Source organism: Enterovibrio litoreus (assembly GCF_045679545.1).
Lineage (GTDB): Bacteria > Pseudomonadota > Gammaproteobacteria > Enterobacterales > Vibrionaceae > Enterovibrio.
Window position 1 is genome coordinate 1,493,468 of the sequence record NZ_CP166194.1, and the last position, 19,350, is coordinate 1,512,817.

At 48.7% G+C, this 19,350-nt stretch carries 16 protein-coding genes; 13 read left to right on the forward strand and 3 right to left on the reverse strand.

Annotated features, from left to right (window positions below; translation table 11 throughout):
* Positions 1 to 6: 6 nt before the first annotated feature.
* Positions 7 to 573, reverse strand: coding sequence for a PilZ domain-containing protein (locus AB8599_RS06595; protein WP_407332947.1), 567 nt, complete (start codon positions 571 to 573; stop codon positions 7 to 9).
* A gap of 207 nt (positions 574 to 780) precedes the next feature.
* Between AB8599_RS06595 and AB8599_RS06600 the strand changes: the two genes are divergently transcribed.
* Genes AB8599_RS06600 through lolE form a run of 4 tightly spaced genes read left to right on the forward strand, consistent with a single transcriptional unit; the run spans position 781 to position 4,109 of the window.
* The gene (locus AB8599_RS06600) at positions 781 to 927 is read left to right on the forward strand and encodes a hypothetical protein (protein WP_407332948.1); all 147 of its coding nucleotides are present in this window, start codon (positions 781 to 783) and stop codon (positions 925 to 927) included.
* Between the two features lie 47 nt (positions 928 to 974).
* Positions 975 to 2,171 (forward strand): lipoprotein-releasing ABC transporter permease subunit LolC, encoded by a 1,197-nt coding sequence (gene lolC / locus AB8599_RS06605; protein ID WP_407332949.1) that lies wholly within the window; start codon positions 975 to 977, stop codon positions 2,169 to 2,171.
* Complete coding sequence (gene lolD, locus AB8599_RS06610; protein WP_407332950.1) at positions 2,164 to 2,868, forward strand: lipoprotein-releasing ABC transporter ATP-binding protein LolD; 705 nt, start codon at positions 2,164 to 2,166, stop codon at positions 2,866 to 2,868. Before lolC ends, lolD begins: the two co-directional genes overlap by 8 nt.
* Positions 2,865 to 4,109, forward strand: coding sequence for a lipoprotein-releasing ABC transporter permease subunit LolE (lolE, locus tag AB8599_RS06615; protein WP_407332951.1), 1,245 nt, complete (start codon positions 2,865 to 2,867; stop codon positions 4,107 to 4,109). Before lolD ends, lolE begins: the two co-directional genes overlap by 4 nt.
* 209 nt (positions 4,110 to 4,318) lie before the next feature.
* Here lolE and AB8599_RS06620 read toward each other — a convergent pair whose 3' ends face one another.
* The gene (locus tag AB8599_RS06620; RefSeq protein WP_407332952.1) at positions 4,319 to 4,876 is read right to left on the reverse strand and encodes a DUF2062 domain-containing protein; all 558 of its coding nucleotides are present in this window, start codon (positions 4,874 to 4,876) and stop codon (positions 4,319 to 4,321) included.
* A gap of 32 nt (positions 4,877 to 4,908) precedes the next feature.
* Between AB8599_RS06620 and AB8599_RS06625 the strand changes: the two genes are divergently transcribed.
* Genes AB8599_RS06625 through kdsB form a run of 5 tightly spaced genes read left to right on the forward strand, consistent with a single transcriptional unit; the run spans position 4,909 to position 10,967 of the window.
* Positions 4,909 to 7,230: a DNA internalization-related competence protein ComEC/Rec2 gene (locus AB8599_RS06625; RefSeq protein ID WP_407332953.1), complete on the forward strand. Its 2,322-nt coding sequence runs from the start codon at positions 4,909 to 4,911 to the stop codon at positions 7,228 to 7,230.
* Between the two features lie 35 nt (positions 7,231 to 7,265).
* Positions 7,266 to 9,020: a lipid A ABC transporter ATP-binding protein/permease MsbA gene (gene msbA / locus AB8599_RS06630; protein ID WP_407332955.1), complete on the forward strand. Its 1,755-nt coding sequence runs from the start codon at positions 7,266 to 7,268 to the stop codon at positions 9,018 to 9,020.
* 3 nt (positions 9,021 to 9,023) lie between these two features.
* Entirely contained in the window at positions 9,024 to 10,055 is a 1,032-nt protein-coding gene (gene lpxK, locus AB8599_RS06635; RefSeq protein WP_407332956.1) for a tetraacyldisaccharide 4'-kinase, read from the forward strand.
* Positions 10,036 to 10,218, forward strand: coding sequence for a Trm112 family protein (locus AB8599_RS06640; RefSeq protein ID WP_407332957.1), 183 nt, complete (start codon positions 10,036 to 10,038; stop codon positions 10,216 to 10,218). The genes lpxK and AB8599_RS06640 overlap by 20 nt, the downstream gene beginning before the upstream one ends.
* The gene (gene kdsB, locus AB8599_RS06645; protein WP_407332958.1) at positions 10,215 to 10,967 is read left to right on the forward strand and encodes a 3-deoxy-manno-octulosonate cytidylyltransferase; all 753 of its coding nucleotides are present in this window, start codon (positions 10,215 to 10,217) and stop codon (positions 10,965 to 10,967) included. Before AB8599_RS06640 ends, kdsB begins: the two co-directional genes overlap by 4 nt.
* 95 nt (positions 10,968 to 11,062) lie before the next feature.
* Here kdsB and elyC read toward each other — a convergent pair whose 3' ends face one another.
* Positions 11,063 to 11,929: an envelope biogenesis factor ElyC gene (gene elyC / locus AB8599_RS06650; protein ID WP_407332959.1), complete on the reverse strand. Its 867-nt coding sequence runs from the start codon at positions 11,927 to 11,929 to the stop codon at positions 11,063 to 11,065.
* A 112-nt stretch (positions 11,930 to 12,041) separates the two neighbouring features.
* Here elyC and cmoM point away from each other — a divergent pair, with 112 nt between their 5' ends.
* The 4 genes from cmoM to mukB are packed head-to-tail and all read left to right on the forward strand — an operon-like array spanning position 12,042 to position 19,346.
* Positions 12,042 to 12,824, forward strand: a complete 783-nt coding sequence (gene cmoM / locus AB8599_RS06655; protein ID WP_407333189.1) for a tRNA uridine 5-oxyacetic acid(34) methyltransferase CmoM — start codon at positions 12,042 to 12,044, stop codon at positions 12,822 to 12,824.
* 27 nt (positions 12,825 to 12,851) lie between these two features.
* On the forward strand, positions 12,852 to 14,174 hold the full coding sequence (mukF, locus tag AB8599_RS06660) for a chromosome partition protein MukF (protein ID WP_407332960.1): 1,323 nt from the start codon (positions 12,852 to 12,854) through the stop codon (positions 14,172 to 14,174).
* Positions 14,155 to 14,889, forward strand: coding sequence for a chromosome partition protein MukE (gene mukE / locus AB8599_RS06665; RefSeq protein ID WP_407332961.1), 735 nt, complete (start codon positions 14,155 to 14,157; stop codon positions 14,887 to 14,889). Before mukF ends, mukE begins: the two co-directional genes overlap by 20 nt.
* Complete coding sequence (gene mukB, locus AB8599_RS06670; protein ID WP_407332962.1) at positions 14,886 to 19,346, forward strand: chromosome partition protein MukB; 4,461 nt, start codon at positions 14,886 to 14,888, stop codon at positions 19,344 to 19,346. The genes mukE and mukB overlap by 4 nt, the downstream gene beginning before the upstream one ends.
* Positions 19,347 to 19,350 lie beyond the last annotated feature (4 nt).

Sequence of the window (19,350 nt, forward strand, 5' to 3'; positions counted from 1 at the left end):
TGGGGCTTAATTATCTCGTTCTAATGCGCGCTGTCGGAGGAGTTTCTGCTGCTGGTGCAGTGCAGCACGGATCAGCACATCTCTGTCTTCTTCTTGAAGGCGAATATATTTCATGCCCACGGCGTATTTACCATTTTTTTCTTTGCAACCATAGACGCTACCGTAGCAGTAAATGGCTGAGGGTGGGTTCTCAAGAAAGAGTTTCAAGCGAATATGTTGGCCTTTGTGAAAGGCTTTTTTGGCAATAAACGTTAGGCCGCTGGCACCGAAAGTTTCGGTTTGATAACGCACTTTAGGGTTATCTTGCTGAGCAAGCATAAAACCGAGTAGCAAATTGATTTTTTCATTCTGGGCGATAAGAAATTTACCCAACGCTTGACCATTATCTTGATGCAATGCGTGAATTTCTTTCTCTACACTACTGTCGATATCGCCACACTGGCTGGCGATGCGAAACGCAACGGGGATTTCACGACCAAACTCTACCTCAGAAGGCACCTGCTCCCCGTCACCTAATTCCTCAACATTGATTTTTAGGTGCGCGTGCACAGAAAAGTATTCGTCCTGACTCATCATGTATCCTAATGCGTTGTAATCTGTTGATTATACCCAAACTCACTCATTATGCATGTTTCTAAGTGAATAAGGTGCTTTCCTAGTTGAAGAGATAAAATCGGTTGTTTCGTATGATTTTTCTCGTTTGCAGCGCTCTCATAGTATGGCCATTTTGAGGCTGGAGGCACGTTGATGCCTCTTTCATACGAGCGGATAGCATAGAAGGTGTCAGAAGAATGGAACGATTTGTCTGAAAAAGCGCCTAACCGCGGGTTGAACGTCGGCGTTTCATGGCAATCCGCTGACCTAAAAGGTATTCTTGCTTCTTATTTACCGTTGAAATTGAACAGTCTGCTGAGCGTTTATGCGTGAGTATCCCCTAAGTAAGCAGACTGAATCACTCGTTGAGAATTCACTATATGTTTCACCCACTATCGGTGTTTATTGGCTTGCGTTATCTTCGCGGGCGTTCAGGTGACAAGTTTGGGCGGTTTGTGTCGTACATGTCGACCGCGGGCATCACCATTGGTGTGATGGCATTGATCACTGTGCTATCCGTGATGAATGGGTTTGAAGGGCAGTTAAAACACCGTATTTTGGGTGTGATTCCACAAGCGATCATTTCGGGCGACACGCAGTTAGCGCCGGATGTTAATACCATTTCGAACTGGGAAAGTGTCACCGACACAGCACCAATCGTTAGTACGGATGCTGTTGTTCAAAGCCCTGTTTCAATCGGAGCGGGGCGGTTGCTAGGTGTCGATCCTAATAGCCCCGAGCCTATTCGAGAGTTCATGGTGCGTGGGTCGTTCGATCAGCTACTTCCGGGCAGTTATCACTTGGTGCTGGGTCGCAAGATAGCACGAGACCTCAACGTGTCAGTCGGCGATAAAGTGCGAGTGATGATCACAAGTGCCAGTCAGTTTACGCCTGTGGGGCGCATACCCTCGCAACGTAATTTTACGGTTTCGGGCATCTACGATACAGCCACAGATGTTGATGGACAGTTGATGTTCGCTAACTTGAATGATGTGGCGAGATTGATGCGCCTTCCCCGCTCGCAACCTACTGATCTCCGTCTTTTCATCACAGACCCTTTTGACGTGCCGACTTTAAAGCAAGTGGCAGAAACCATGGGTTATGAATGGTCAGATTGGCGAGAGCTACGCGGCGAGCTATTTCAAGCGGTGAAGATGGAAAAAAACATGATGGGATTGATGCTTAGTCTGATCATCTTGGTGGCAGCATTCAACATCATTTCTGCGTTGATCATGGTGGTGATGGAAAAGCAATCTGAGGTCGCCATATTGAAAACACAGGGGATGACCCAGAAAAACATCGTGGCGCTTTTCGTGGTACAGGGCGCAAGCAGTGGCGTGATTGGCGCCATGCTCGGTGGTTTGTCCGGCACGCTGTTGGCCATCAACATCAATGAAATTATGCACCTTTTTAATGTTAGCTTGCTGGGTAACGGAATAGCACTGCCTGTTGTTGTGAAACCCGAACAGATTTTATCTGTTGTCTTGGGCGCGATTGTGCTCAGTCTTCTTGCTACTTTGTTTCCGTCATTTAAGGCGGCTTCTGTTCGTCCAGCTGAGGCGCTTCGCTATGAGTAATGCATTGTTAACCTGTTCAAACGTCGTTAAAACCTATCAAGAAGGCGAGTTGAATACGAAAGTATTGAAAGGCGTCTCTTTCTCGATTGATAAAGGCGAGTTGGTAGCGATCCTTGGCGCGTCTGGCTCGGGTAAAAGCACCTTGCTCCACATTCTGGGCGCATTAGATACCTTAACCGAAGGCACGGTACATTTTGAGGGGAAAGATCTGATCAAGATGCGTGCGTCTGATCAAGCCACTTTGCGTAATCGTCATATTGGTTTTATTTACCAATTCCACCATCTTCTCGCAGATTTTACCGCGCTGGAAAACGTTGCCATGCCGCTAATGATTGGTGGAGAAAAGCCTGCCGAAGCAAAGCGCCGCGCATTGGAAATTCTGGAAGCGGTGAGCATGGCACATCGCGCAGAGCACAGACCTTCTGAGCTATCTGGCGGTGAACGTCAACGCGTCGCCATCGCACGCGCCGTGGTCAATCGTCCTGCCTTGGTATTGGCGGATGAACCGACGGGTAACCTCGATCATAAAACGGCATTGGATATTTATGATTTGATGCGCCAGTTAAATCGTGAATTTAATACGGCATTCTTGGTGGTCACGCACGACAAAGAATTGGCAAGCAAGATGGACAGGCAGTTATCGATGTTGGATGGCCAGTTCGTTGAGCAACAAGCGTCAGAGGCCGTCGCACAATGATTGAACCGTTAGCGCTGTTTATTGGGCGTCGATTCAGCAAAGCGAAGCGTCGCAATAAGCTGGTGTCGTTTATTTCCGTCTCTTCCATGATGGGTATCTCGGTCGGGGTGATGGTCATTATTATTGGACTGTCAGCCATGAACGGCTTTGAGCGTGAGTTAAACAATCGCGTTTTATCCGTGATCCCACACGCGCAGCTTGAGGGCGTTGATACTCCGGTTAAGGCATGGAAAGAAATGCAAGATACGGCTGTCGCCAACCCTCGCGTCGTGGCTGGTGCGCCTTATGTCACTTTGACGGCATTGCTGGAAAAAGGGGCGAATCTTAAGCCAGTTCAACTTCGCGGCATAGACTCATCACAAGAGGCTAACGTCAGCAGTATTAAAGACTATGTGCTCGGTGATGGCTGGTCATCACTCACACCCGGCAGCAACTCTGTGGTGCTGGGCAAGGGCATTGCTGATGCCTTGGATGTCAAAGAGGGTGACTGGATAACCGCTTTGGTGCCTTCGCCTGATCCTGATCTCAAGCTGCGTGCGCCAAAACGCATTCGCCTTCAAGTTTCAGGGATTCTGAGTTTGGGTGGACAGGTCGATCATGGGTTGGCTTTGATCCCGATTCAAGATGCACAGGAGTATCTTGGTATGGGTGAAGCAGTGTCAGGCGTGGCATTGAAACTGAGCGACCCTTTGGATGCCAGAAGCATTGTGCGCGAAGTTGGCCAAACCCTGAAAGAGTATGTGTACCTCAAGAACTGGACCCAAGAATACGGTTTTTTATATCGCGATATTCAAATGGTACGGGTCATTATGTATCTTGTGATGGTGCTGGTGATTGGTGTGGCCTGTTTCAACATTGTCTCGACGCTTATGATGGCGGTGAAAGACCGCGCAGCAGACGTGGCTGTGTTGCGTACCATGGGCGCAAAAGATGGATTGATTCGCTCCATTTTCATTTGGCATGGTCTGCTTTCGGGTCTGTTTGGTAGCCTGATAGGCTCGGTGGCAGGGTGTTTGATTGCCCTGAATCTCACCACTATCGTGGGCGGCATCGAGCGCTTAACGGGGCAGGACTTTCTCTCCGGTGATATCTACTTTGTGGATTTTCTCCCGACCGAGCTTCACTTCAGCGATGTGTTGATGGTGTCTACGACGGCAGTCGTATTGAGCTTGTTGGCGACCTGGTATCCCGCTCAGCGCGCTTGCAAACTACAACCTGCATCTGTATTGAGTGCGCGGTAGCGTGAACGTCGTCGGTTGTGCACACATTCTCACTGATTACTTAGTCGATATCCCATTGATATATCATCTAGTTACAGTTAGCAGATGTCACAGCGTCTGATCTGTCGCAGCCAATGAATAATTAAAAAAATACCCCGCTAATGCGGGGTATTTTTGTCTGTAAAGCCGAATGACAACTGAGTAGTGCTTTTAGCACCTAATCGGAGAAGCTACTCGGGTATATCTCGATTCTTTCTCTTTAGTGCTTTGATTTTAGGCAAACGCAAACGGCGTTTTTGCCAGCTGCGAACCACGGAGTAACGCCAAAGTCCTTGGACACCAAAATAACCAATGATGGCAAAGAAGATACCACACACGAAACAACCGAGTAGGAATGGAGGGCCGATCTGATTCATTTGACTGAGCAGAAAATCCCACGTCAGTTCAAAATGAAAATGAAGCTCTGGGGTTCCCAGCAACCAAGCGCCAACCTTGTACGAACCGTAGAAAATCACAGGCATGGTGACGGGGTTAGTGATCCAAACCAATGCAATCGACAGAGGCAAGTTAACCCCAAACATGATGGCAAGACCTGCCGCCATGATCATTTGGCTGGGAAGGGGAACAAAAGCCATAAAAAGGCCTACGGCGAATGCACCGGATGCAGAGCGTCGATTCAAACACCAAAGGTTCGGGTCATAGAGCAGGTTGCCGAAGACCGCGAGCGCCTTTTGCTTGCGAATCACGTCGTGTCTGGGGAGAAACTTTTTAAATATTTTTCTTGGCATAGATCTTCATTTCACACGGAATCGACACCAGCATGAAAGTATTGCTTGGTATCGTGGTGGCTATAGTCACGCTCAAATGGTGGCCAGACATTCCAGAAATTAGCACCATGGTGGTTGCCTGTTTCATTGTTCTTGTCGTGTTGCTCGCCCTAAGAAAGCACGTTTCCGTGTTTTTCATTGGTCTCACCCTTGGCTGTCTAGTGGCATCCAGCTCTGCGGCACTGTTTAAATATAAAACCATTTCCGCTCTGACAGTGGCTCAGAATACTACCATAGCAGGAAAAGTTGGCAGTCTTTTTACCGCGGAAAAACAGCAAACAAGTGTAATCTTTGATGTCGACACGGTGAATGGACGCAAACTAACCAATTTTGAGACATTTCGGGTGCGACTCTATTGGCGAAGTGACGACCCATTGAAGCAAGGTCAACGCTGGGAGATAACAGCAAGATTGCGAGAGCCTTATGGACGGCTCAACGAAGCGGGCTTTGACGCTGAAACCTACTTTTTATCACGTCACATTCATGCGAAAGGCTCCGTACTTACCGCAAAGATCATAGACGATACTGCCTCATATCGGCAGCGACTATTTGAAAAAGTCCAGATTGAGCTAAGCGATTTGCCTTCTTCACGATATCTGGTGGCATTGGCTTTTGGTGAGCGCTCATTGCTCCAACGCGCTGATTGGACTCAGCTTCGTGATACTGGGCTTGCACATCTGTTGGCTATCTCTGGCCTTCATATTGGACTCGCTTTCTTTTTTGGTGACAGGGTCACAAGAATCATCCTTCCGCTTATCCATCGACATGACAAAGGGTTGTGGTTGCCCGCTTTGGTGGGGCTGCTGTGTGCATTAGGTTATGCCTGGATGGCCGGGTTTACCATGACGGCACAGCGCGCGTTGATTGCTTTGGCAACCTTTTCATTAATTCGTCAGACCGGGTTTAGTGTCAGTCCTTTTAACACCTTTTTGATTGTATTGTCGGTGGTGTTGGTCGCCGATCCGTTATCAATTTTCTCGGCAAGTTTTTGGCTCTCTTTTGGGGCAGTATTTGTGCTTTGTGTGATGTCCTTGATTGGCGAAAAAAGGGAAGATAGAGAAGAGATAGGCGACATTCATGAAGGAAACAACGACAGCGCGATTGAGGCGTTGTGGACATCGCTTACGCGCTACTTTCGTTTACTGTGGCGTATGCAGTGTTTTCTGACTCTCGGTATGTTGCCCTTTATGTGGGCATGGTTTGGCGGCGTGAGTGTTACTGCTATTATTTACAACCTCTTCGCCGTACCACTTATCAGTTTGGTCACTGTTCCGCTCATCTTGTTGGCTTTGCTGCTTTCGCCGTTTATGTCTGCGACTTGGCTTTGGGCGGCGGCTGATCTTTCTTTGTTTCCACTGTTATTCTCGTTAGAGACCTTTGCGTCGGGTTGGTTGGATATCGGCCGTATTTCTTGGCTATGGCTGGTGGTTTTTATTCTATTTGTGGTGCTTGCCGCGACGCTGAATGTAAAACGCTCCTCGCTGCTATTGTCCGTTGTCTTCATCGTCCTATTCACGTGGGGAAATGGCGCAAAGCAAAGCGCTGATTGGCGAGTCGAAGTGCTGGATGTGGGTCATGGGTTAGCCGTGCTAGTCGAGAAGGATGGTGAAGCGATCTTGTATGACACAGGTGCGGCATGGGAATCTGGCAGCATTGCAGAAAGTGTGGTTCATCCAGTACTGCAGTCGCGAGGAAGTGAATTGACGGGATTGATACTCAGCCATCGTGATAACGATCATGCAGGAGGATCCGAATGGGTGGTGACAGAGCTGGCACCCCAATGGGTGAGATCCAGTGAAAATAATCCTGCGTTTCTGTCTTGTCAGCGCGGAGAAAGATGGCGTTGGAAAGAACTCTATTTTGACGTGCTGTATCCGCGGATGCTGGCGGATGAAGCGAGAAATCCTGATTCCTGTGTTATTCGCGTCACCGATGGTGTCAATACGGTTTTACTGACGGGGGATTTGCCTGACGAAGGCGAGGCGTATTTGGTTGAGCAAAATGATGATTTGAATGCTCAAGTCCTGATTGTTCCACACCATGGCAGCAAAACGTCATCCTCTGCTTTGTTTATTGATCACGTTGACCCGAGCGTTGCTATTGCGTCTACGGGTCGATATACCCCCTGGAATTTGCCTAACCCTGAGGTTGTTGCGCGCTATAAAGAACGCAACATTGCGTGGTATGAAACGGGAAAGCATGGTCAGGTGAGCGTTTATTTTTCCAACAAGGGGTGGCGCGTTCTTAGCCATCGTCTTGATCTGGAGCCATATTGGTACCGCAAGATGTTTGGACGCCCTAAAAGAAAAGAGTAGAATGCCCGCTAATTGCAGAAATATAAGCAAATAAAATGTCAAATTACCAAGATAAATCCACTCGGGAAACCTTCAAAGCGCTGTGGCCCTACATTGCCAATTACAAACTAGGGTTGGTGGTTGCCATTATCGCGTTGGTGATCAACGCGGCCAGTGACACGCTCATGCTCTCAATGATAAAGCCACTATTGGATGAAGGCTTTACCTACGACAGCGTAGAGGGCGATTTCCTCAAAATGATGCCATTTTATCTTGTCGGTTTAATGCTCATTCGGGGCATGTCTAGCTTTGTGTCTGCCTATGGCCTCTCATGGGTATCCGGAAACGTCGTGATGGTGATGCGCCGCCGTATGTTTAACCATTTTATGCAGATGCCAGTAAGTTTTTTTGATAAAGAATCTTCCGGTGCCTTGCTGTCTCGCATTACCTATGATTCTGAACAAGTTGCTAACGCCACAAGTGGCGCATTGGTTAGCCTTGTTCGTGAAGGCGCATCCATCATCGGTCTGATGACCTTGATGTTCTACTATAGCTGGGAACTCTCCGCAATCTTGCTGATTATTGCCCCCGTGGTCGCCTGGGCGATTGGCTTCGTGTCAAAACGCTTCCGTAAAATTTCATCTAACATGCAAGACGCCATGGGGTCAGTGACGTCATCCGCAGAGCAAATGCTGAAAGGCCACAAAGTGGTATTGAGCTTTGGCGGTCAGGAAGTCGAAAAAGCACGCTTTGAAAACGTCAGCAACGGAATGCGCCAGCAAACCATGAAACTGGTCTCAGCGCAGGCGATTGCTAACCCTGTGATTCAGCTTATTGCCTCCTTTGCGTTGGTTGCGGTATTGATGCTGGCCAACACCGATGCCATTCGCTCAGAACTGACTGCGGGTACTTTTGCCGTTGTGTTTGGTGCCATGTTTGGCTTGATGCGACCTTTGAAAGCATTGACCAATGTGACGTCTCAGTTCCAACGCGGCATGGCTGCATGTAATAGTTTGTTTGAATTGATGGAAATGGAGACCGAAAAAGACAACGGTACCCATGAAGTGGATCGTGTGAAAGGTGACATCAAGGTCAAAGACGTGGTGTTTACCTACCCAACGAAAGACACCCCAGCATTGAATCACGTGAGTTTTGAACTCGCGGCCGGAAAAACGCTGGCACTGGTGGGGCGCTCCGGTTCAGGTAAAAGCACCATCGCCAATTTGCTGACCCGTTTTTATGACATTGATAGTGGTGAAATCACGATTGATGACGTGCGCATTGAAGATTACACCCTTAACAACCTCCGTCGGCAGGTTGCGATCGTTTCTCAGAATGTTCACCTGTTTAACGACACCATTGCCAATAACATCGCTTATGCAGCGGAAGAGGAATACACGCGCGAAGAGATTGAACGCGCAGCAGAGCTTGCTTACGCCAGTGACTTCATTAAAAACATGGAGCATGGTTTTGACACTGTCATTGGTGAAAATGGCGTGAGCTTATCTGGCGGTCAACGTCAGCGTATTGCGATTGCGCGCGCCTTGTTGCGTGATGCGCCTGTTCTGATTCTTGATGAGGCCACATCAGCGCTGGATACCGAATCAGAGCGAGCAATTCAAGCGGCATTGGATGAGTTGCAAAAAGATCGCACCGTATTGGTCATTGCACACCGTTTGTCGACGATTGAAAACGCAGACGAAATTTTGGTTGTCGATGAAGGCGAAATTGTCGAACGTGGCAACCACGCAGCACTGATGGAAAAAGACGGCGCGTATGCGCAGCTCTATCGTATCCAATTCGGAGAATAACGCTTGGCGGGTTTGGTCGAAAAAATTTGGTTTGAAAACCACCCGCTAGGATGGATTGGCGCCCCATTGCTGTGGCCGCTGAGCAAAGTGTTTGGTGTGATTGCTCGTCAGCGTCGCAAAGCATTCCTTGATGATAGCAATGGGGCATATAAAGCCCCTGTACCTGTGATCGTAGTGGGTAACATCACAGTCGGTGGCAATGGGAAAACCCCTGTTGTTATCTGGCTGGTGGAGCAACTCAAAGCGCTGGGAATGAACCCTGGTGTGGTGTCTCGTGGTTACGGCGGCAATGCCGAACATTATCCGCTTGTACTCAATGAGATGACGAGCACAGATACTGCAGGTGATGAGCCCGTGTTGATTTATCAACGCACTGGCGTACCGGTTGCTATTTCGCCTGTTCGCAGTGACGCCGTTAAAGCCCTATTGCCGCTCGGCGTGGATATTGTCATCACTGACGATGGGCTCCAACACTATAAGCTGGCAAGAGACATCGAATTCGTGGTTGTCGATGGCGAGCGCCGCTTCGGTAATGGCCACTATATGCCATTGGGTCCGTTGCGAGAGCAGCCCGATCGTTTAGACGCAGTGGATTTTGTGATTTGTAATGGCCAAAATGTTCATTTAGGTGAAATTGCTATGACGCTTGAGCCGAGCGAGTTGGTGAACCTGAAAACGGGTCAGCGGATTTTAGCCGGCAGCATCAATAATGCGGTGGCGATGGCAGGTATCGGTAATCCACAGCGATTTTTTAATACGCTCAATGAATTAGGCTTAACCCCCGTTCATTGTGAGCCGTTCGCCGACCACAAAGCTTTTGAGTTTGATCAACTCGCGGCGTTAGCGCAGAAAGGCGAGCATTTACTGATGACAGAAAAAGACGCTGTCAAATGCCGCGCAATGCTGCAACAGCACCCTGAAATTGAGAATTGGTGGTATTTACCCGTTGATGCGAGTTTCAATGCGGATGATACTGCCAACGTCATAAATACCATTAAGAAAGTGAAGGATGGATATGGATCACCGACTGCTTGAAATCGTAGCTTGCCCATCGTGCAAGGGAAAGCTTAACTACAACAAAGAAAAGAACGAGTTGGTTTGTAAGTTTGACCGTTTGGCGTATCCGATCCGCGATGGCATTCCTGTCATGCTGACGACAGAAGCGCGCGAGATGTCATCTGACGAGGTTAAGCAATGAAATTTACCGTGGTGATCCCTGCTCGGTATGCGTCCAGTCGTTTGCCTGCAAAACCGTTGGTAGATATTGGTGGCAAACCCATGATCCAATGGGTTTACGAGCAAGCCATGAAGTCGGGGGCAGACAAGGTCATTATCGCCACCGATGATCAGCGTATTGTGGATGCTGCAAATGCCTTCGGGGCAGAAGTATGCATGACACGCGAAGATCACCAATCGGGTACCGAGCGTCTTGCTGAAGTTATCGAAAAGTACAATCTTGATGCTAATGAAATCATTATCAATGTGCAGGGTGATGAGCCACTGATCCCGCCGAGTGTGATTCGTCAGGTGGCGGAGAACCTCGCGAAAAGCGAAGCGCCGATGGCTACGCTGGCCGTCAACATTGATCATGCTGATGAAGTGTTCAATCCTAATGCCGTGAAAGTGGTGACGGATAAAGACGGCTATGCCTTGTATTTCAGCCGTGCGACGATTCCATGGGATCGCGATAACTTCGCCAAAGCTCCGGCTGAAATTCACCATAATCTGAAGCGCCACATTGGAATTTATGGTTACCGTGCAGGGTTTATTAATACTTACATAAACTGGGCACCAAGCCCGATCGAGCACATTGAATGCCTAGAGCAACTACGTGTGCTTTGGTACGGTGAGAAAATCCATGTGGATGTCGCGATTGAAGTGCCGCCTGCAGGGGTGGATACACAGGAAGACCTTGAAGTTGTGCGACAGTTGGTTAGCAATTTATAAGTGAGTTTCACTGTGAGCCGTATAAAAAAAGCTGCCATCGGGCAGCTTTTTTTATACGTGCGTTGTCGACAAAATGCTTGCCAGAGCATCCATGGTTAAGTCGAAGGTACGATGTTATTCAGCTCAGCGTCTGAGACGGGTTCCACTGTCTCAATTGGCATTGGAGAGGTAACAGGGTCAGCTTGAAACACCGCTTCTTGCTGTGCCACTTTATCGCGAAGACGTTGCCAAAGTTGCCCTAAGCGCTCATGCCAGAAACGTTCAAACTGCTCAAGATACTGCGCGCGAGGGCTATATTTGATCCATGGTTGCTGAATCTCTTTTTGTGCCATGTAGTTCGTTGGTGCTGGAATAGGATTTAGTCCTGCACTTTGGAAATCATAAAGCGCGCGAGGCATATGACTTGCGGAAGTGACCAGCACGAGATTGCTCTTCCCTACCACAGATGCCGCCTGAAAAGCTTCTTCCCACGTATCCTTAGCGGTTTCCAGCAAAAGGATATTGTTCTTATTCACACCCATCGCCATCGCTACGCGAGCCAGCATACGAGCATGACTCACCTCATAACCGCCATCATAGCCAGATAAGATCAGTTTTGAGGTTGGGTACATAAAGTGAATACGAATACCTTCCACCAAGCGCATCAATGCCACACGTGACAATTCTGACGTGGGAGGAATCTCATCATCTACAACATGTCCGTGTCCCAGCACCATGACGTAATCGACAGGTTCTTTTGGGGGCAAAAATTGGGTGTATTGTCTTTCAAGCTTCATTAACAACGATGAAGATAACGGCTGAAAAGACACCACACCAATTAACAGCAGTGAAACGAAAACCAAGAACGAGCCAAACCCTTTACGCTGCGTGAACCAAATCAAAAAAAGGCCAAAAAATCCGATAAGCAGTAGTGCAGGCAAGGGCATCAGTAAAGTTGATACGAGTTTTTTTAGTTCAAACATGAAATGTCGCCCGAAATATAGTCAAACAGGGGCTAATAAGTACATCAAACCTTTATTAACGGCAGTCTTGTGCGAAAATAACCCCCTTACTGAATATGATAACGAAGGCGCTGTGACTGAGGATAGAAATTTCGACGACATTGCCCACAAATTTGTTAAAAACATTTACGGTTCCGGCAAGGGAGAAATCCGCCAAGCCGTTGTTTGGCAAGATCTCGAATCAATTTTAAGACGACTGGGTGAATCCAAACCACTGGACATTTTGGATGCCGGAGGCGGGTTGGCGCAGCTTTCGCAGCAAATTGCACATCGCGGCCACCACGTCACCTTGTGTGATCTTTCTTCACAGATGCTCGAGTTGGCGGAAAAAGATATCGATGCGGCAGGGCTTCTAACGCACTATCGCTTCGTTCATGCGCCCGTGCAGGAAATCGCACAGCATATGGATGAAAAAGCGGATCTGGTGCTTTTTCATGCTGTGATGGAATGGTTGGCTGACCCGCACGAAGCACTCAATGTCATACTTTCGCAAGTAAAGCCTGGTGGCATTGCGTCAGTGATGTTCTACAACCAAAATGGCCTACTGTTCAAAAATTTGATTTGCGGCAACCTCACCCACGTGGAGGAAGGAATGCCGCATAGAAAACGCTTCAAACTACAGCCTCAAAAAGGTCTTCCACCGGAAGATGTTTATCAATGGATAGAAGAAGCTGGCTTTAATATTTTGGGAAAAAGTGGTGTACGCACGTTCCATGACTATATGAAAGACACAAGAATGGGCGAATACACCTTTGAACAGGTTGTGGCGATGGAGCAAAAACTCTGCCGTCAGGAACCTTTTATATCGTTAGGTCGCTACATCCATGTTTGGGCGCAGAGACCTCTCGATAAATAATTAGAAAATAGACAACAAGGATTACGGATGAGCGAATTCTCTCAGACTGTTCCTGAGTTGGTCGGTTGGGTGAAACAGAATGACTTCTCTCTCAATCTGCCGCCGGAACGGCTGGCATTTCTCCTTGCCGTTGCTGTATTAAGCAGCGAGCGATATGAGGAGGAGCTAGGGGAAGGGGAACTTGTCGATGCATTCCGCATTGTGAGTGACCAATTCGATCAAGCTAGCGAAACGATTGCCTTTCGCGCGAACAATGCCATTAACGATTTGGTGCGTAGTCGCCTGATCAGTCGCTTTACCAGCGAACTGACAGACGGTGCGAGCATCTATCGTCTTACACCGCTTGCGCTGGGTATCAGCGATTATTATGCGCGTCATCGCGAATACAGCTCATTGAAGCTGTCTATTCAGCTTTCAATGGTTGCAGACGAGATCGACAAAGCCCTGTCGGCTGCATCAGAAGATGGCGATGCCGACTTTTGGCGTAAAAATGTTTATGGCGTACTCAAGTATTCTGTGGCCGAAATTTTCGACCGTATCGACTTGAATCAACGCATCATGGACGAACAGCAGCAGAAAGTGAAAAACGATATTGCTGAGCTGTTAAACCAAGACTGGCAAGCCGCCATTGCAAACTGTGAGCAATTGCTGAATGAAACCTCCAGCACCCTGCGTGAACTGCAAGACACCTTGCAATCTGCGGGTGACCAATTGCAAACCCAGCTTCTGAATATCCAGGAACAAGTGCTCGGTCGCGACGATCTCGATTTCGTTGATGCCATGCTCTACAACCTGCAAATGAAGCTAGACCGCATTATTAACTGGGGCCAGCAAGCGATTGACCTGTGGATCGGTTACGACCGCCACGTACACAAATTTATTCGTAATGCCATCGACATGGACAAGAACCGCGCGTTTAGCCAGCGTTTACGTCAGTCGGTGACAGAATACTTCGATAGCCCGTGGTTCCTGACCTATGCGGATGCTGAGCGCCTACGTGATATGCGTGATGAGGCGTTAGTGCTTCGTGATGACGAAGTGATGGGCGAAATGCCCGCAGAGGTCGAGTTTGAAGAACTCACTGTGGTTAGCGACCAATTGGGCGATCAAATCGGTGACATGTTATCTCGCCATCGTACGACAGGCGAAGGCATCGATTTGGGCGTTGTTTTGAAAAACTATCTGGCTCAACACCCACAAGCACGCCATTTTGATTTGGCTCGAATCGTGATTAATCAGGCCGTACGCCTGGGTTATTCACAATCTGATCTAAACGCGATCCAACCGGATTGGCAGGCAATTAACGAATATGGAGCCAAGGTACAAGCGAATGTCATCGATAAATATTGAAGAATTTATGCCAGAGGAACTGGCGAAAGCGATTGCCAATCCTTTGTTTCCTGCATTGGATAGCACGCTGCGTGCTGGCCGCCATATTGCCAGCGAAGATTTGGATAACCACGCTTACCTGATTGAGTTTGAAATACCGCTGCAGCATTTTTATCAGCGCTACAACGCTGAATTAGTGCGTGCGCCAGAAGGCTTTTTCTACCTGCGTCCTCGTTCTACTTCATTGATAGGTCGGAGTGTTCTGTCTGAGCTAGACATGCTGGTGGGTAAAGTATTGTGCTTCCTTTACCTGAGCCCTGAACGTTTGGCGCAGGAAGGTATTTTCACCACCCAAGAGTTGTTTGATGAGCTCCTCAGCTTGGCAGATGAGAAAAAACTGATGAAGTTGGTGACATTGCGCGCCAGCGGTTCAGACCTTGATCGTGACAAGTTGTATGACAAGGTGAAAACAGCACTGCGTCGTCTTCGTCGCCTCGGCATGATTGTGCCAATTGGTGAGAACGGAAAATTCCGCGTTAGTGAAGCCACATTCCGCTTTGGTGCAGACGTACGTTCTGGCGATGATGCTCGTGAAGCGCAATTGCGTTTGATTCGAGATGGTGAAGCCGTTGTTCACTTGCAAGAACATGCGCAGTCGAGCCTGCTCAATGATGAAGAGAACGATGAGTTTGAAGTCGACGAATCAACAATCGATGATCAGGAGGTTCAAGCATGATCCAGCGCGGTAAATTTCAATCGCTGACCATGGTCAACTGGAACGGCTTCTTTGCCCGCACCTTTGACATTGATAATCTGGTCACCACGCTGTCAGGGGGGAACGGTGCCGGTAAATCGACCACGATGGCCGCATTTATCACAGCCATGATCCCAGACCAAAGCCTGCTTCACTTCCGTAACACCACGGAAGCGGGCAGTTCAACGGCGTCTCGTGATAAAGGCTTACACGGCAAACTCAAACCGGGTGCCTGTTACGCAGCGCTTGATGTGGTGAACTCACGTAATCAACGCGTTCTGTTTGGTGTGCGTTTGCAGCAAGTAGCGGGTCGTGACAAAAAGGTCGACATCAAACCTTTCATCATTCAAGGCTTGCCTTCGCACGTTAAGCCAACCGATATTTTGATTGAGAACGTGTCTGCTAATCAGGTGCGTGTACGCCAGTTAAACGACGTTAAAGATTCGTTAGCAGAATACGAAACCGCGCACTACAAAGCGTTTGCGTCTGTGACCGATTACCACGCGCAAATGTTTGAGCTTGGCGCATTGCCGAAAAAGCTGCGTAATCAAACCGATCGTTCTAAGTTCTATCGCCTGATTGAAGCCTCGCTTTATGGTGGTATTTCAAGTGCGATCACCAAATCACTACGTGATTACCTGTTGCCGCAAAACGGTGGTGTGAAGAAAGCCTTCCAAGACATGGAAGTGGCGCTTCGCGAAAACCGCATGACGCTAGAAGCGATCAAGCTGACGCAACGTGACCGTGATTTGTTCAAGCACCTGATCACTGAATCGACCAACTATGTGGCGTCTGACTACATGCGTCATGCCAACGAGCGTCGTAAGAAACTCGAACTGGCATTGCAACGTCGTGGTGAGCTACTGGGCTCTCGTCGTCAGCTTAATGATTTTCAAGGCACGTTTGGTCGCATGACCGATGAACTTGATGTGTTAACAGACGGTCAAGCTCACCTAGAGCAAGATTATCAAGCGGCGTCTGATCACCTGCAATTGGTTCAGACAGCCGTTCGCCAACAAGAGAAAGTTGAGCGCTACCAAGAAGATTTGGAAGAGCTTGCGGTTCGTCTTGAAGAACAAATGATGGTGGTGGAAGAAGCCACTGAACAACTGACGATCGCCGAAGAGCAAGCCCATCTCAGCGAAGAAGAAGTTGATAGCCTAAAAACGCAACTGGCGGATTATCAACAAGCGCTGGATATGCAGCAAACCCGTGCGCTTCAGTATCAACAGGCCGTTAAAGCGCTCGAGAAAGCGCAAGATTTGACGGGCAATGATGCACTTGAACAGCACAATGCCGCTGAAATACTGGGTGCACTTAAAGCCGACGAAGAAACGCAAACCAGCGAACTTCTTAGCTTGAAGCACAAGCTGGATTTGTCATCGGCGGCAGCAAAACAATTTGAACGTGGTTTAGCACTGGTACGCAGCATAGCGGGTGATGTGTCACGTCAAAATGCGGGTACCAAAGCGCGTGAAGTGATCACAAAAGGCCGTGAGTTTGCAAACCTTGCTAACAATACCGATCAGTTGAGCGCACAGCATCGCGACCTTGAGCGTCAAATGCGTAGCTTCCAGCAGGCAAAAACACTATCTGAACAGTATCAGCGTCAGTTTAATACGGTAGTTGAGTCAGAAGAGTTGGCCGAGTTGGAAATGGCGCGTCAGCAAGCGCGTCTAGAGACAGCCGAAGAAGCGGTTGGCGAGCAAGCAGAAAAAGTACGTGAACTGCAACGAAACGAAAACGAAATTAACGTTAAAGTTGCTGATTTCGAAAAAGTCGCGCCTGCATGGATCGCAGCGCAAGAAGCATTAGAAAAGCTTGCGGATCAGTCTGGCGAAACCTTATACGACAACCAAGCCGTTCTCGACACCATGCAAAAAGTGATGGTGAAAGAGCGTCAAACATTGGATACCCGCGACAAGCTGGCTGGTGAGAAACAAGCACTAGAAGCGGAAATTGAGCGTTTGGCACAACCGGGTGGCAGCGGCGATGCGCGTTTGCAATCACTGGCCGACACCTTGGGTGGTACGCTGCTTTCTGAGATTTACGATGACATCACGATGGAAGATGCGCCGTACTTTTCTGCGTTGTACGGCCCGGCGCGTCACGCCATTGTGGTTCCTGATCTGAAAGGCATTAAAGAAAAACTGGTCGATATCGATGATTGCCCAGATGATCTGTATGTAATTGAAGGTGAAGCCGATGGCTTCGACGATAACGTGTTTGATGCGGATGAGATGGAAGGCGCGGTTTGCGTTCATCTTAATGACCGCCAGCTTCGCTATTCTCGTTTCCCGAAAGTGCCTTTGTTTGGTCGCGCTGCGCGTGAACATCGCCTAGAGAATCTGCGCGAGAAGCGTGAAGAGTTGGTAGAAGACTACGCAAAAGCCTCGTTTGATGCGCAGAAGCTACAACGCTTGACCCAAAGTTTTAACCAGTTCGTTTCTCACCACATGAACGTGGCGTTTAACGAAGATCCAGAAGCCGCATTGAAGGCATTGCGCGAACAACGCAACAGCGTTCAGCGTCAATTAGGTCAACTGCGTGATAACGAACAACAGGTTCGTAGTCAGCTAACCGGTGCAAAAGACGCCATCGCGCTGCTGAACAAGCTTCAGCATGTGGTGAATGCACTGGAAGACGAAACGATTGAAGCGCGTCTTGAAGAAGTGGTTTTGCGTTTGTCGCAAGCGGACGAAGCGCGTCAATTTACGCGTGAACACGGTAAAGCGTTGGCTGAGCTAGAGCCGCTAGTGTCGGCACTGGACGCTGACCCAGAACAATTTGATGCACTGAATCAATCGTATTTGCAGGCTGATCAGGCGTTGCAACTTCTTAAGAAAAAGCTGTTTGCACTGTCTGATTTGGTCGAGCGTCGTCATCACTTCGGTTACCAAGATGCCGTCGCACTGCTTGATAAGAGCAGTGAGCTGAATGAACAGCTGAAAGCGAAATTGATTGATGCTGAACGTGCGCGTACCCGTTCACGTGAACACGTTAAACAGGTTCGCGATCAAGTTAACCAATACAACCAACTGCTAGCATCACTGAAAAGCTCGCACCAAGCCAAGCAAGAAACAGTGGCAGAATTCAAACGCGAATTGGTTGAGCTTGGTGTTCGCGCCGATGTTGAAGCAGAAGAGCGTGCCCGCATTCGTCGTGACGAATTGAACGCGCAACTGTCTCAGTCTCGTCAGCGTAAGAGTGAACTTGAAAAGGGTCTCACTTCTATTGAACTGGAAATGAGGTCGCTGCTCAAAACGCTGAAGAAAGTGAGTAAAGAGTATTCTGACTTGCGTACTTTCGTGGTTAACGCGAAAGCGGGTTGGGTGGAAGTGCTTAAAATTGCGCGTAGCAGCGGCGTTGAAAAGCAACTTAACCGCCGTGAAATGGCCTACATGTCAGCTGATGAACTGCGTTCATTGTCAGATAAATCACTCGGTGCGTTGCGTCTCGCCGTTTCTGACAATGAAACACTGCGTGATGCGTTGCGTGCGTCAGAAGACATGGCACGTCCTGAGCGAAAAGTGTTGTTCTACGTGGCGGTTTATCAGCATCTTCGTGAGCGCATTCGCCACGACATTATCCGAACAGACGATCCTGTCGAAGCGATCGAAGAAATGGAAGTGGAACTAGGTCGCCTTACTGAAGAACTGACACAACGTGAGAAACGCTTGGCGATCAGCTCTGAATCGGTGGCGAACATTATTCGTAAAACCATTCAGCGTGAACAGAACCGCATTCGTTTGTTGAACCAAGGTTTGTCGAACATTGGTTTTGGTCAGGTTAAGGGTGTACGTCTTAACGTTTCCATTCGTGATACTCACGCACAACTCCTTGCTGGATTGGCCGAAAATGCCGAGCAGCACCAAGACTTGTTCGGCAACAACCGTCTGACCTTCTCAGAGGCGATGGCGAAGTTGTTCCAACGTTTGAACCCACATATCGATATGGGTCAGCGTTCGCCGCAGATCTTGGGCGAAGAACTGTTGGATTACCGCAACTATCTGGAGCTAGGCATTGAAGTTAACCGTGGCACTGACGGTTGGTTACGTGCTGAATCCGGTGCGTTGTCGACCGGTGAAGCGATTGGTACGGGTCAGGCCATCTTGCTGATGGTTGTGCAGAGCTGGGAAGAAGAATCACGCCGCCTGCGCGGTAAAGATGTTATCCCATGTCGTTTGCTGTTCCTTGATGAAGCAGCACGTTTGGATGCGAAGTCTATCTCGACCTTGTTCGAGCTATGTCATCGTCTAGACATGCAATTACTAATTGCGGCACCTGAGAATATCAGCCCAGAGCAAGGCACAACCTACAAGCTAGTGCGTAAGATCTTTAATGATAAAGAACACGTGCATGTTGTTGGTCTGCGTGGTTTTGGTGAGGCCTCTAAGTTGAACTCGCCAATACAGGAAACCTTAGAAGCGGTTGAATAGACCG